The organism is Bacillus sp. FJAT-27445 (assembly GCF_001510665.1).
Classification (GTDB): Bacteria; Bacillota; Bacilli; order Bacillales; family Cytobacillaceae; genus Bacillus_D.
The window spans coordinates 174207-186872 of record NZ_LMTI01000006.1 but is presented as its reverse complement, the minus strand read 5'-3'; the positions used below and the strand labels follow the sequence as shown (position 1 = coordinate 186872).

At 38.7% G+C, this 12666-nt stretch carries 13 protein-coding genes and 1 pseudogene; 5 read left to right on the top strand and 9 right to left on the bottom strand.

Going from position 1 to position 12666, the window contains the following annotated elements; genetic code table 11:
• Nucleotides 1–27: 27 nt before the first annotated feature.
• The 6 genes from AR337_RS18340 to AR337_RS18315 all read right to left on the bottom strand — a co-directional run bounded on the left by AR337_RS18340 (nucleotide 28) and on the right by AR337_RS18315 (nucleotide 5139).
• Entirely contained in the window at nucleotides 28–567 is a 540-nt protein-coding gene (locus tag AR337_RS18340; RefSeq protein WP_059173484.1) for a GNAT family N-acetyltransferase, read from the bottom strand.
• A gap of 201 nt (nucleotides 568–768) precedes the next feature.
• Entirely contained in the window at nucleotides 769–1512 is a 744-nt protein-coding gene (locus AR337_RS18335) for a hypothetical protein (protein WP_059173483.1), read from the bottom strand.
• Nucleotides 1513–1687: 175 nt separating this feature from the next.
• Entirely contained in the window at nucleotides 1688–2617 is a 930-nt protein-coding gene (locus AR337_RS18330) for a collagenase (RefSeq protein WP_156424448.1), read from the bottom strand.
• Between the two features lie 705 nt (nucleotides 2618–3322).
• The gene (locus AR337_RS18325) at nucleotides 3323–3808 is read right to left on the bottom strand and encodes a GyrI-like domain-containing protein (RefSeq protein WP_059173481.1); all 486 of its coding nucleotides are present in this window, start codon (nucleotides 3806–3808) and stop codon (nucleotides 3323–3325) included.
• 239 nt (nucleotides 3809–4047) lie between these two features.
• A complete protein-coding gene (locus AR337_RS18320; protein WP_059173480.1) occupies nucleotides 4048–4485 on the bottom strand; it encodes a GNAT family N-acetyltransferase in 438 nt (145 codons plus the stop codon).
• A 216-nt stretch (nucleotides 4486–4701) separates the two neighbouring features.
• The gene (locus AR337_RS18315) at nucleotides 4702–5139 is read right to left on the bottom strand and encodes a VOC family protein (protein ID WP_059173479.1); all 438 of its coding nucleotides are present in this window, start codon (nucleotides 5137–5139) and stop codon (nucleotides 4702–4704) included.
• Between the two features lie 390 nt (nucleotides 5140–5529).
• Between AR337_RS18315 and AR337_RS18310 the strand changes: the two genes are divergently transcribed.
• The 4 genes from AR337_RS18310 to AR337_RS18295 all read left to right on the top strand — a co-directional run bounded on the left by AR337_RS18310 (nucleotide 5530) and on the right by AR337_RS18295 (nucleotide 8891).
• Nucleotides 5530–7290, top strand: a complete 1761-nt coding sequence (locus AR337_RS18310) for a hypothetical protein (RefSeq protein ID WP_059173478.1) — start codon at nucleotides 5530–5532, stop codon at nucleotides 7288–7290.
• Nucleotides 7291–7370: 80 nt separating this feature from the next.
• A complete protein-coding gene (locus tag AR337_RS18305) occupies nucleotides 7371–7751 on the top strand; it encodes a hypothetical protein (protein WP_059173477.1) in 381 nt (126 codons plus the stop codon).
• A gap of 114 nt (nucleotides 7752–7865) precedes the next feature.
• Entirely contained in the window at nucleotides 7866–8369 is a 504-nt protein-coding gene (locus AR337_RS18300; RefSeq protein ID WP_059173476.1) for a DinB family protein, read from the top strand.
• An 81-nt stretch (nucleotides 8370–8450) separates the two neighbouring features.
• On the top strand, nucleotides 8451–8891 hold the full coding sequence (locus tag AR337_RS18295; protein ID WP_253701924.1) for a GNAT family N-acetyltransferase: 441 nt from the start codon (nucleotides 8451–8453) through the stop codon (nucleotides 8889–8891).
• Between the two features lie 135 nt (nucleotides 8892–9026).
• Here AR337_RS18295 and AR337_RS18290 read toward each other — a convergent pair whose 3' ends face one another.
• A complete protein-coding gene (locus AR337_RS18290; RefSeq protein WP_059173475.1) occupies nucleotides 9027–10118 on the bottom strand; it encodes a transglutaminase domain-containing protein in 1092 nt (363 codons plus the stop codon).
• A gap of 345 nt (nucleotides 10119–10463) precedes the next feature.
• Here AR337_RS18290 and AR337_RS23975 point away from each other — a divergent pair.
• Nucleotides 10464–10592 (top strand): annotated as a pseudogene (locus tag AR337_RS23975) (RsiV family protein); the annotation flags it as partial.
• Nucleotides 10593–10761: 169 nt separating this feature from the next.
• Here the strand turns inward: AR337_RS23975 and AR337_RS18285 are convergent.
• A complete protein-coding gene (locus AR337_RS18285) occupies nucleotides 10762–11301 on the bottom strand; it encodes a hypothetical protein (RefSeq protein ID WP_059173474.1) in 540 nt (179 codons plus the stop codon).
• 54 nt (nucleotides 11302–11355) lie between these two features.
• Nucleotides 11356–12252, bottom strand: a complete 897-nt coding sequence (locus AR337_RS18280) for an HNH endonuclease (protein ID WP_059173473.1) — start codon at nucleotides 12250–12252, stop codon at nucleotides 11356–11358.
• Nucleotides 12253–12666 lie beyond the last annotated feature (414 nt).

Here is a 12666-nt window from a genome sequence, read left to right as displayed (position 1 = left end):
TTTAAGTGTAATTCCTCATATTCACAATTATCTATCTGATAATCTTTTGTTTCGTAAAACAGTTATAAACCCATTCAAAATGTTGTGGCTTACAGCAAAACCTTTACGTTTATAAAATTCTAATGCATCATTACCATTTGAAACAAAAATAAAATAATCCTCTATTTCATCAAATTGGTTCAACCATTTCATTGAAATATCAAAGAGCACTGAACCAATCCCATATCGTCTATATTCTTCTATTATATAAAACTGAGATAAACACCCTACATTGTTTCTATTCACTGAAGAAAGGTCAAAAAAAGTTGCGAAATCATTTGAGTAGGCTTCCTTAGGAGAGATATTTGAATAAACATAACCAACTATTTTGTCACCATCTCTTACAACCACGATTTGATTGTCTATTGCACTTTTTATAGAAGGAAGCATCCTTGTCTCAAAATTCATGTCATCAAACAATTCAGGTGTAATTTTTGTCTTTGATTTTTGAAAAACTATAAGTTCATTACACAACTCTTTACAAAAGTAAGCTTTTTCAATTGGTATAATTTCATATTTTATATTCATCTATTTCACACCTTTTGATATCATACTAATAATTATAATCCTTCCTTATCTAACAATTCTGCTTTGTTATTTTAATAACTTTAACAAAAAAGTGCATTAATCATTCTTGAATCAACGCACCCTATAGTTTAAGTGCATTTGTTCACAAACTTAGCTTTATTACATGAATACTGACCTGTTTGTACAATTACAACCATTTGTTTAAAAAACCATTTGTTCTAAATATGGTCGTAGATATTCTTCGCAATACCTTTTACTTTCAAAAAAACGGTATACTGAATCTTTATTATTCTCCAAATAAAACACACTTTGAAATTCAGGTTTTTCCCCTTTAAGCAGAAGTTCTTCTATAAATTTTTGGTAGCTAACAATTAATTCATTTGAGGTTATGTTTAGCTTAATGTGATACAGAACAACAATGAAATCGTACATTCCACCTGTTTTAATAAAAACTGGCGTACAATTTTCAATCTTATTAGTTTCATAAATTCCTAACTCCTCAGCGAGTTCACGTAAAACACTTTCTTTAATGTCGAAATAATTATCCTTCTTATCATTCCAACTCAAACCACCCGCTACACACTGAAACCTTCCAGGATAAGCCGTATGATTACCCATTTCACCGAAGACTAATTTTGAATCCTTTGTTTCAACTAATCCAGCTCCAAATACAACTTTGCATCCCTCATCATCTGTAATATTGTTTCTAACAGTATGTAAATAGTGAGCATAATCGGTACAGTTAAGCATTATCTTGTAAGAGTTCTCCTCTTCAATAATACTTTTAACATTAAAAACTTCTCCCCTATGAAATGCGTTTTGCTGGTTAATTTCTTTCCAAAATTCTTCTATTTGTTTCTTTCGTCTTGATGATAATTCGACATGGCTATTAGAATACAGAATTTCCACATCCTTTGTTAGCTCTATCAATTGAATCGGTTTCATTGCCTCCCCCCTCCCGAAAATATTAATTTTAATTTGTTATCCATTAGCTATCTTTCCTTTAGCGTTGCTTCTGTACCCTTGAACCCGTTTGTTTTATGTACATTTATTGACATTCTGCTGACCAGCTATAATTTTTCCGCTTAGGATTAACATTTGAAACAATAAGTAGAGCGTCTTATCGCAATATCTCAGCTACACCTAAAAAATTGTTTTCAAAATCAATAACGGTGATATCAGTAGCTTCCATAAAACCTTTTTCAAAATCCCCCGTACTATTTGTTAGATTAATAATTTCTTTTACAATTCCAACCCCAAATGTATCAATCAAATATTTAATAGCAAAGTAACTTTGTAAATACGCTTCAGTATCACCTTGCATTTGTACATCTTGCCATTGTTCGTATGAAACAAGTTCGTCTAATGGAACAAATTCCAAATCAAAATCCGAATGTTCAATAGTGGTTTGGTCGTATCCTACATATTCACAAATCCCCTCCTGAAACCAAACTGGATAAGGGGAAGTGCCTCCGCTTGAATCATTAACCAATCGAGCAAAAATATAGTGTGTATATTCGTGTAAAATTACTTTTTGAAAATAGTGAAGTGGCGTTTCCCTCTTTCCTAAATTCAATTCATTGTCGTCATACGTAATAGCGACTATCTTGTCAAATTCAGAATAAAAGCCTAATAGGTTCTCCTGTGGTCTAAGCTCTCTTAATTCATCTTTGTTTTGTACTACTAATAAATCCAATGGTACTTCTTTTACTGTTCCGAAAAGTTCTCGGTTTTTATCCATTGCCCATAGTAAAGTTTCTTTGGTAATGGGTATATATCTTGAAAAATCATCTGGATAATAAACAGTAATATGACGATACTGTTCCTTGATACTTTCTTTTTTAATTTGCGTTTCTTTCTCACCATCATAATTTTGCGTTAATACCATCTTAAATGATTGAGAAAACGTTAAATCCTGATTTAGTTCCCATTCCAACTCATTATTAATGAACCTTCCAACTCCAATGGCTAAAAATAGTAACAAGACGCAAATTATTGAAAGAATAATAAATAGAACTTTAAATGATTTCCTCAATTCTGCACCTTCCATACACTTCTCGATTAAAATTCAACATTGTTTCTTTTATTATTTGACAGACTTCGAGGTAATACCTACTTCAACTGCCACTTTAGCATAATAAGGATTTCAACAAAAAAGTGCCTTAATCCTTACTAGATCAAAGCACCCGTTCGTTTAACAAGTAATACTGTACTGTACAATAACACCGAACTCCGAACTCCGAACTCCGAACTCCGAACTACCTATTTCTGTCTCTAATAAACCCTCCTTGGTCGTGTGGATGACGGTTATTTTCTCTCAACGAACTTGCAATATCATGGTCTGTCTGTTTTCCTTTTTTCATGCTTATAATGACTCCAAGAATTACTACTCCACCAATAAACCATATCATAGAATTTCATCTCCCTTTCATTGAGTAATTAACATTTTTAATGCACAAATTTGTCTAAAGTTCATTTCTTTTTCATTAACCTGCCCCGTTTGTTCAATAGGATAACGATTTACCAACGTTTGAAAGATAAACAAAATTGCCCATCAAAAAAGTTCCGTAATCAACACCTTCGTAAAACAACTTAAACTTCATCCCTTTATTATTTTGTTACCTAATACGGATTTACAGGTAAAAAGTTCCATCCTAATTCAACTAAACTGCCACTTATGTTCAATAAAGAGTTCAACAAAAAAGTGCGGAAATCCTTCCAGGACCTACGCACCTGTTTGTTAAAAAAGAAACATTTATTTTTTTACAATCGGTATATAAATATCAAAATGCGGATCATTAGGATCACGTTCAACTGGGCAATATTCATGTTTAATTGGCATATAAGGATCATAGTAATCTACACCAGCTTCTCTAAATGCTGTATAGTCACTCTTAAATAACCATTGATGTAAATCCGTATAAGTCTTTTGTATATCTTTTCCTTTGTTATGTGTAGTCTTCACATATGTCCATTCAGGAATCCTTATTTCAATCATTCCATCAGGTATCTCCTGCTCCTCACTTACTTCATATACAGCGTAATGTTCGAATCCATTTTTAACTACATGATAAGATAGACCTAATTGAACACTGGGATTCACCTTATATTCTAATTCAATTGCTCGGTCCTCACATTTTTGAATGATGTTTTTTAAATTCGGTACGATTTCTGAAAATGTTCCCTCCCATTTTAATCCTACAGCCCGATAGGCTGGTAACGTTAAAATTTCATAAGTCACCAAATTCCCTCCCTAAAGCGTCATAAATTCCCTATACAGTTTTCGCTATCTGCAGGTAAAAAACCTTCATCCTCTAATAACCATTTTCCTATTTTAATCTTTTGAAGCATTATCCTACCTTCTTCCTGTCAAATCCCTTTAATATGCTTCCCTTCAGTAATGAAAAATTTGACGGCACGAATTAACCACCCTTCTTGTGTTAATCCGCACCGTTTGTTCAGACATTTACGAATTCTCTTTCACAATGACAAACTCATTGAAACCATTTTTACGTGAAATCCCATTCGTTCATATAGTTTAACAGCAGGGTTTTCAGCAAAGGCATTATGACGAATTTCTGAATATCCATCTTGTTTTAGTTGGTCTATACCTGCTTTCATTAACTGTTTAGATATCCCCTTTCCTCTAAATTCATTGAGAACAAATAATTCATGAATAAATCCATTTATCTTATCTGTAAACTTGTCTTTACCTGCACCTAAAAGAATCCATCCCATTATTTTATCGTCCTCTACCGCTCTTAAGTAATAGCCCCCCTTTTCTAATATTGGATCAATAAGTTGTTCAATTTTTTCATTAGTAGGTTTTACTTCACCCAAAGTCCCATCATATATAGCTTGTGGAGAAATTGAATAAATCCTTTTAAGCTCCAAATCATCTGGCTTTCTTATATCCAATGAGACCAGTCCTTTCTTTAACCCCTTTTATAGTGATTAATAATATTCCTGTTATTCTATTTAATCTATGCTAACTATGTAGTTCTTCAACTGCCTTCGTTACTCGAATAACAAAAGTGCTGCCTGTTTGGCAGCACAATCTAGATCTCTTGCACCCTAGTTAATAAGAAATCTTTAAAGTTGGAGACTTAAATCAATTAAATTCCCATTCAATATTTATCTGATTTTCTCCGCCAACTCTAAAATAATTCCCTCTGGACCACGAACGTAGCATAACTTATAACTTTCTTCATATTGCTGTATCTCACTAAAGATTTCCGTGCCCCTCTTTTTCAATTTTTCAACAATAGCTTCAATATCTTCAACAGCAAAGCAAATATGCCGGATACCCAGCGTATTTGCAAAAGGTTGCTGAATACCTTTTTCATCTGACGGGGTATAAAATTTGACTAGCTCTATCCATACCTGACCATCTGGCATCCCTAATCCTACACATGCCGTTCTAACATCATTAAGCCCAACTATTCTGTCCAACTGTTCTCCATCCAATTCCCATTCCGCTTTCACTTCAAGTCCTAAATCAAGAAAAAACGCTTTAGCCTCTGAAAGATCATTTACGTTTACACTCACATGATCTATTCTATTAATCTTCATATCTCATACCTCCAAGGTTCCTGTTATTTTCATACCTGTATTGGTGTAAGGTTTGTTTGAAATTCTAATTCGCTTAAAACAGAAAATATCCTTCTGCAACTCCCGTTAGCTTAATAAAAAACAGGATTGCCGTAGCAACCCCGCTGTTTCACCTAGTATGAAGCAGGGGACGTATCCAGTGCTTCATCACTATGTTCGCCTCCCTCCCCTCCGTCTCTCCCTGTTTGAAAAACTTTTATTACATTTAAAAGTTGGGAAAATTGTTTTTCCCACAAAAGCAGTAGGAAAAAGAAGAAAAAAGTGGAATTTATTTCTTATCCTGAAATGAAAGGAGGATTTGCCTCGTATTGGCCGATTTTAAAATAGGAAAACAGAAAAGGAGCAGGGTGAATGAAAGCATTCCTTAGTTTTTGTTTGTTTCTAAATATGTGGTTAGGGTTTGTTGGTACTGACTCGCAAATGGATCAAAGCATTGCTTCCACTTTTAAATCGGAAGATGAAACACCCATTGAGGTCAACACGAGAATAAAAAGTGCTGAATCCAAAAAAGGTCTTTGGGATGTAACTTTTACCTATTTAATTTTAAACAAGGCAGCTGCGAATGATGTAAAGTTATACTTTGAACTTGAAAAGATGAGTGATTCCCGCGATTCATTTAAGAAGGCAAAAAAAGAAGATATTTTTAGTAAAAAACTTAAAATCAAAGATAAAGAGGAACAAGATTTTAAGATTAAGAATTTAGAAATAGGACAATATAAGCTGGTTCTACAGGCAGAATCAAAGTTCGATGAATCCTCCCAGTTCGGCGGAAATACCGTCTTTACGTTTACTGTAAAGAATGATGGAATTGTTGAGGGTTGGGAACAGGAAATGAAAGACTATGTACCAGCATTAAGCGAAACTGGTGAAACGATTGTCATCGAAGACCCAGATTCCCCTAATTATGGCTCACTTGAGGGCAGCACGGGCATAACTGACGATTCTTCTGCAAATGAAACGGATGAACCTGCAATAAATACAACCACTGAACCTTCAACAGATACCACCTCTGATTCCTCAACAGATACTACACCTGAACCTTCAACAGATACTACCGAAGAACCCGAATCTGATACGGACGATTTATCATCAATCGGGACCGATGAACCTTCACCTTTTACGAAAGGCGAATTTACCACAACGGCAGCGACAGCCTCTTTTAGCGGATACTGGAAAATGTATAACCGAAGCGGAACCGCAACAGGGGTAAAATACGGAAAGGCAGAACTAAGATATCGGGACCAATATTATATTTGGCGGGTAGCAGGAACGGATTACACCGATAGTACCGGATATTACTCAATTGCCTTCACCTATCCATCAAAAGCCAATCTGTGGGAACTAAGAATCTATTCTATTTCCCAAAATGCCGGCAAAGTGGAAAATAGCAGCGGCGGCAACTTTTTAGCCTATGCACAATGGCTTTCGGTTTCTAACGGCAGCAATAACCCGGGAAGCGTGTACGTGCCAAACGGTTCCTCAGGCAATGAAGTAGGACGAGCTTTCTGGGTATTTGACGATTTAACAAGAACCGAAGCAAGGCTGGATGATTATAAGGCTCCAGGTACGTCGACCATCGTTTGGTATTCGGGTTCTACGTATTCCGCGCATTACAAGCTTGGCGGGAAGGTATACTTGAATGACAGATCGGCTAACAGCAAAAATACAACCATCCATGAATTAGGCCATAATTATATGTACAATCTTTATAGCGGGAATTATCCGCCCAGGGACTGCTCATCCGGGCATTGGAATAGCGGAGAATCAGAACCAGGATGCGCATGGACAGAAGGCTGGGCGCATTTCCTATCTCTCTATATGAACAATAGCTCAGTTTACACCTACACCGATGGTTCAACCTGGAATGCCGAAAACACGTCTACCTACCCTACTGGAGATGATTGTGAAGGGCGGGTGGCCGGTGCCCTCTGGGATGTGTATGATAGCACGAATGACGGCTATGATACTTATTCCTATTCCTTCAGTTCCATCTATAAAGCCATGTATTATACAGTAAATGATACCCTTAAAGGCTGGTGGAATGATTGGGTTGCAAATGGTTTTTCTTCCAACGCCAAAAATTGCTTAAAACAAAATTCAATTAATTATTAAGTTTTTCAATTGCTGGCGAAACCAACGATCCATTGGTTTCGTCAGTAGTTTTTAGAAGGATTGTGAAGGGGGAAAATGCAATGAAAAAACACCTGTTCCTTTTAACGCTCACTGTTTTAATCGTGTCATTACTTGCATCATGCTCTGACACAAAGATAGTTGACGAGGATTTTGATCAAGTCACCTTTTATAAAATAAATTCTGCGGATAAGCACGAAAAAGTTTCAGTGCTCACGGATAAAAAGAAAATTGAAGAACTAACTGATTTGATAAATGAAGGAAAAAGGACAAATGCACAGGAAATAGAATTTGAAAAAGGACCAGACGGGATACTTCTTTTCGAAAATAAGAATAGTAAATTGGAGCTAAACATTTTTACCGAAACAGGCCACATTTTAACAGAGGAATACTACATCACCAGCAAAATTGATATCAATAAATATTTTGGAACTAAGCAGTGAGGCGGTGGATACGTCCCCTGCTTCATTCGACAAAAGAATCACTTTTCTATCAAAGGGTTTTTCCTACCGGAAGGCGAATCTTAAAAATGAGACCAAAAACGAGGAGGATTACATATGTTTCGTACAATTGAAGACTTCATCCAAGAATGGCAGTACGAAGGCCCAATGACACAGAAAATAATGGACGCACTCACAGATGAATCGCTGAACCAGCAAGTCGCCCAGGACCACAGGACACTCGGCCAGCTTGCCTGGCACATCGTCACAACGCTGCACGAAATGATGTCCCGCACTGGGCTTGAATTCGAAGCACCCGAGCACGAAAGCAAAGCACCGGCCACTGCGAAGGAAATGACTGACGGCTACCGCCAGGCAAGCAGCGCAATGATTGCGGCACTCCAGGAACAGTGGACGGACGAAACGTTAAAAGAAGTTAAAGATATGTACGGCGACCAATGGCCAAACGGGGTGACCCTATCCGTTTTGGTCAAACACCAAGTCCACCACCGCGGGCAAATGACCATCCTCATGCGCCAGGCCGGCCTCCGCGTACCAGGCGTCTACGGCCCTTCACGTGAAGAATGGCAAGAATTCGGCATGGAACCTCCGGCGCAGTAAATTAAAGTACAAATCACAGGACCAGCCTTCACTCATGTCGTGGAGGCTTTCTTTTTGTAAAAAAACAGGAGGAGAGCAACCTTGAACCTTACCTATCTCACAGCCGACTACATTCCAAGCCCTACTATAATGGAAGGCATCCAACACCTGCACAACTCCATCTTCGGCAGCAACGATGACCTGCTGGCCAAAATGGGCGATAAACCCAAGTTACTGTTCAACCTAGCACTAGACGGCCAAATGGTTGTTGGCTACAAAATCGGCTATAAACTCGAACCAACAAAATTTTACAGCTGGATTGGCGGAGTCAACCCTGAATACAGGAACCACGGAATTGCCGCAACCCTCATGGATCAGCAGCATAGCTATCTCAAAGAGCACGGCTATTCGTCCATCCAAACCAAAACCATGAACAAATGGCGCAGTATGCTAATCCTCAACATCAAAAACGGTTTTGACATTGTGGAAACCTGTATCGATAATAACGGCCGACACAAAATCATTTTGGAAAAGAACCTCTAATTATTTTTGGAAAAAATGGGCCCATGCTCCAAGATTCAGCTGCACACAACCTGGTCGGCAATATGGATGCTTTAGCGGACTGAACCTAGCATTCGACAAAAGTGAAGCAGAGGATACGTCCCCTGCTTCACTGCTTCACTTCAAACTCAATGCCATATATTTCCCATTCCCCGATGTTGTCATGCTTACTTTGCTCAGAAGAGTCACTTCCCTCAACACGGCAAACACTTGATTGGACGAGAATTTCTGTTCTGAGCGTATGTATGCGAAGTCCGAATTTCGATTCTTCGCTTCCGCAATCTTATCCTTCAACTCTTTCAAATTGCCGGCGACGAGTTTGTTCTGAATATAGTAATCATTCAACTTGCCCTTCGAGGCGAACATGGCAATCTCATTGTCCGTCCAATAGAGCTTGTCTTCCTCGTACCCTATCGATTTAGCAAATGCATCGTTTGCTTCGTAAAGCATGTAAGGAATCGAGTTGTTCGTCCTGTTGCTCGTTGGGTCGATGTGGACCCACTGGCCATTCAGCTTCACCTTGTTCCAGCTATGCCCGCCGCCATCCATTGTTCCGGTAACAACAACCGAATTCAGCCCAAGCATCGTGCTTAACAACTGAAAGCTGCCGGCATAACTTTGGCAAACCCCATTCTTCTCGACGAGCACCCCATATGGATTGTAAGCCGTCCAATATTTCGGGTCGGTATCCCGTAACATTACGCTTCCCTCATTAAAAGCCTCAAAATCGTACTTCGCATTCACGTCCAAATAGTCGTAGATTGCCTTGAACTTCTGCCTGTCGGTCATCTTCGGCTTAATCAGGGTATCCAAAATCCTTTTCGACTGATTAACGATGGCCTGCTGCTTCTTTTTCATCCTCGCTGCATTTTCTGTATACTGCACAGTCATTACTTTGGACTTGGAAGAATATTGATAACCGAAGTTGATCACCCCGAGAATCAATGGGTTCTGCGCAATAACCTTGTTTACGCGGTCGCCGAGGTACGCCATGTCCTTAATTTCCTTGAATTCCGTAAGCGAAAACTTTGTATTTCCGGCCAGCAAATTCAGCGCGATTTTCTGCTCAAGCGACGTATGGGTAACGACCCGAACTCCCATATAATCGACCGGTTTCAAGGCAGCCTTCACTCTCCCCCCGGAAAAACTCATGCTCGCAGCAACCAGAACCGTAAACACAACAACAATCCTAGCCAGTTTTTCAAGCATGCCATCCCCACATCCCCTCTTACGTGGTAATTCACAAGAAACGGTATGAAGCAGTGAAGCAGGGACCCTATTCTTTACCAAACTTGTTCAATAGGTACGAGATATCCCAGCTTCGTGTCTAGCCTCTGTTGCCGGCAACCATTTTTATTAAACATCTCTTTTTTTTTAAAAGTAATTCCCTTACATTCATTATAATTGCACCGACCCAAACCATAAAGAGTATATAGGAAAGTACAAATTCACTTGCAACAGGCGGACGGTAGCAAGACATCACTCTCCAAACTCAGCAATTCCGCATTAAACGAATAGAATAAAAGAGAGTATAGTTTCAGACCAACCAGCTTAAATCTCAGCAACAACAGTACATTCTACATAACTCCAAGTGGCATTGTGCTGAATTTCCATGGATATGAAGTCGCTCCTTATGCTGCCGGGATGCCAGAAGTGAACGTACCTTATAAGGTGTATAAATAAGTTAGAGAAATTTTTAAAACCAGGGCACCATTTTTAACAAAAATCCCCCGCTCTCCGAGGGATTTTTGTTATTTTTTCCCGGTAAAATAAAAACCTTTTGTCTTTCGCCAATCTAAGTTATGACTTTGCTCCCGCAAACCCTGAATGAGCACTAGATCCGTATCCTGCTTCACTTATTTTGCAGTTGAAATTCTCTGTATTTCTCTTCCACATAGTTCTGAGTATCTGTTTGAAAACCAGAAAGCTCTTTATACCATAATTTTTCGTTCTCTCCTAAATCAGCCTCAATCTTCGTAAATATCGTATTAATTAGCTGGATTCTACTGTTTATAGCTTTTTTACTGTCTTCAACATCTTCTCCGTTCTTAACGCCATACTCTAATTGATAATATTGTTTTATTATTTCATCCAATAGCATACCAATCGCTGACATTTGGCCACCCATTTGGCTGAATTCCCTACTATAGTTTCTAAGCTCACCAACATAGCGTTCCAACTGAATATCACCATTAGGTTCTTTCAATGTTTCAACCCAGAAATCCGTACTCCCATCACCAAGATTATGAATAGTTAATCTAAAAGCACTCTGATATTCAGTGCCAAGTTGTATTTTAAACCCTTCGTTTTCTTTATAAAGATAATAATTGAAGAAAAGAGAGGCAATTAAAAATAACGCAAGACAATAACTGAATATTTTACCCTTAATCAAATTTCAACACCTCTATTGAAGCAGGGGACGTACCCTCTGCTTCACTCTTATTCACTACCGATACTCACTCCCGCCACCCCAAATCGCACGGCCTCCTGTATGAGCCGTTTGGGCATGCGTATCTTCATCTACCAACTGTAAACGACCAGGTTCCTCGTTATGATGCCAAGTAAATCCTTCAGGTGTTTGTCCATTGGCAAGACTTTGGACATCGGCATTTGAGAGACCCAGTTTGCCTGCCAGGGAAGGATTCTCTGAGACGGCTTGATACAAAGTATCATTTGCCACTTTGAAATGAACCTCATCGCTTTCCAGGTACAATTCTTCTGCTAGGACGACATTGAAGTTACTATCGAATACCGGAAATACTCCCTCAATAACCTGTCCATTCGGCAGATCCACTGCTCTTTCCACAAAAAGCACCCCTGTATCCGGATGTTCATACCCACCTAAATGGTCATTTCGTGTTTCGAGCTCCTCCGCTTCAATGACATCTGCTCCATCCACTATATCCACTATGCCTATAGCAAAGGCTGAAACATCTACTACTTTGCCGAGATTTTTCATTCCCTTTATTGCTTCCTCATTATTTCCACTTTTAAAACCCTTATATGTAGTGCCAATGTTATTCATTGTATATTTTACCGACGAACCAATTCCGTTAAGCGTTCTGCCAGTTGAATCTTTGAGGTCATTTAATCCTCTTTGTTTATAATAGTCATCACTTTTTATTGCACCATATGTACCCTGAATGGCTCCATCCACAAACTGCCCCGCATTGTCCAAAGCAATTTTAGATGCAGATTCAACACCATCACCAATTTCCTCTATCCATTCACCGGTACCCTTCCACTTGGTCCCAACAGCCTTTCCGACCACTCTAATAGAACCGCCAACAACTCCCCCACCGACCGTTCCAAGCCCCTTCCCAATCGTGCGAAATACCTTCATACCCTACTCTCCTCTATTTAAAAATCACCTAGAATGCTATACAGTAAGGAAATTTCTTTTCCTATAGTTCCTCCTTCGTTTTTGAATATTAGGAATATTATACCATTATCTATCAGGATTTTCCTTTAGTTTTTAAATGGCACCTACTTCTACTCTTCGTTGTTCGAACTTACAAACGGAAACGAAATCCATCCCTATCTAAAAACAGTAAGACGTTTTCTTTTTAAAAATTGGCCAACGCGCCAAGCAGATTCTTTTTGCCGACAGACAGATAACATTCGAAGTTCGCGCCATCCCAGACCAGAAAAGAAGCCCTCGTATTACCGCATCGGCGGTTTTACGAGGGTTCTCCATTTCATTAAATCATCGTATTTAAACTATCCTCCAGATTGAGGCAATAGCCTGCTTCAAGAA

Coding starts and splice junctions, on each gene's coding strand:
- AR337_RS18340 (WP_059173484.1), bottom strand. CDS start 567: ATGAATATAAAATATGAAATTATACCAATTGAAAAAGCTTACTTTTGT.
- AR337_RS18335 (WP_059173483.1), bottom strand. CDS start 1,512: ATGAAACCGATTCAATTGATAGAGCTAACAAAGGATGTGGAAATTCTG.
- AR337_RS18330 (WP_156424448.1), bottom strand. CDS start 2,617: ATGGAAGGTGCAGAATTGAGGAAATCATTTAAAGTTCTATTTATTATT.
- AR337_RS18315 (WP_059173479.1), bottom strand. CDS start 5,139: ATGAAGATTAATAGAATAGATCATGTGAGTGTAAACGTAAATGATCTT.
- AR337_RS18310 (WP_059173478.1), top strand. CDS start 5,530: ATGAAAGCATTCCTTAGTTTTTGTTTGTTTCTAAATATGTGGTTAGGG.
- AR337_RS18305 (WP_059173477.1), top strand. CDS start 7,371: ATGAAAAAACACCTGTTCCTTTTAACGCTCACTGTTTTAATCGTGTCA.
- AR337_RS18300 (WP_059173476.1), top strand. CDS start 7,866: ATGTTTCGTACAATTGAAGACTTCATCCAAGAATGGCAGTACGAAGGC.
- AR337_RS18290 (WP_059173475.1), bottom strand. CDS start 10,118: ATGCTTGAAAAACTGGCTAGGATTGTTGTTGTGTTTACGGTTCTGGTT.
- AR337_RS18280 (WP_059173473.1), bottom strand. CDS start 12,252: ATGAAGGTATTTCGCACGATTGGGAAGGGGCTTGGAACGGTCGGTGGG.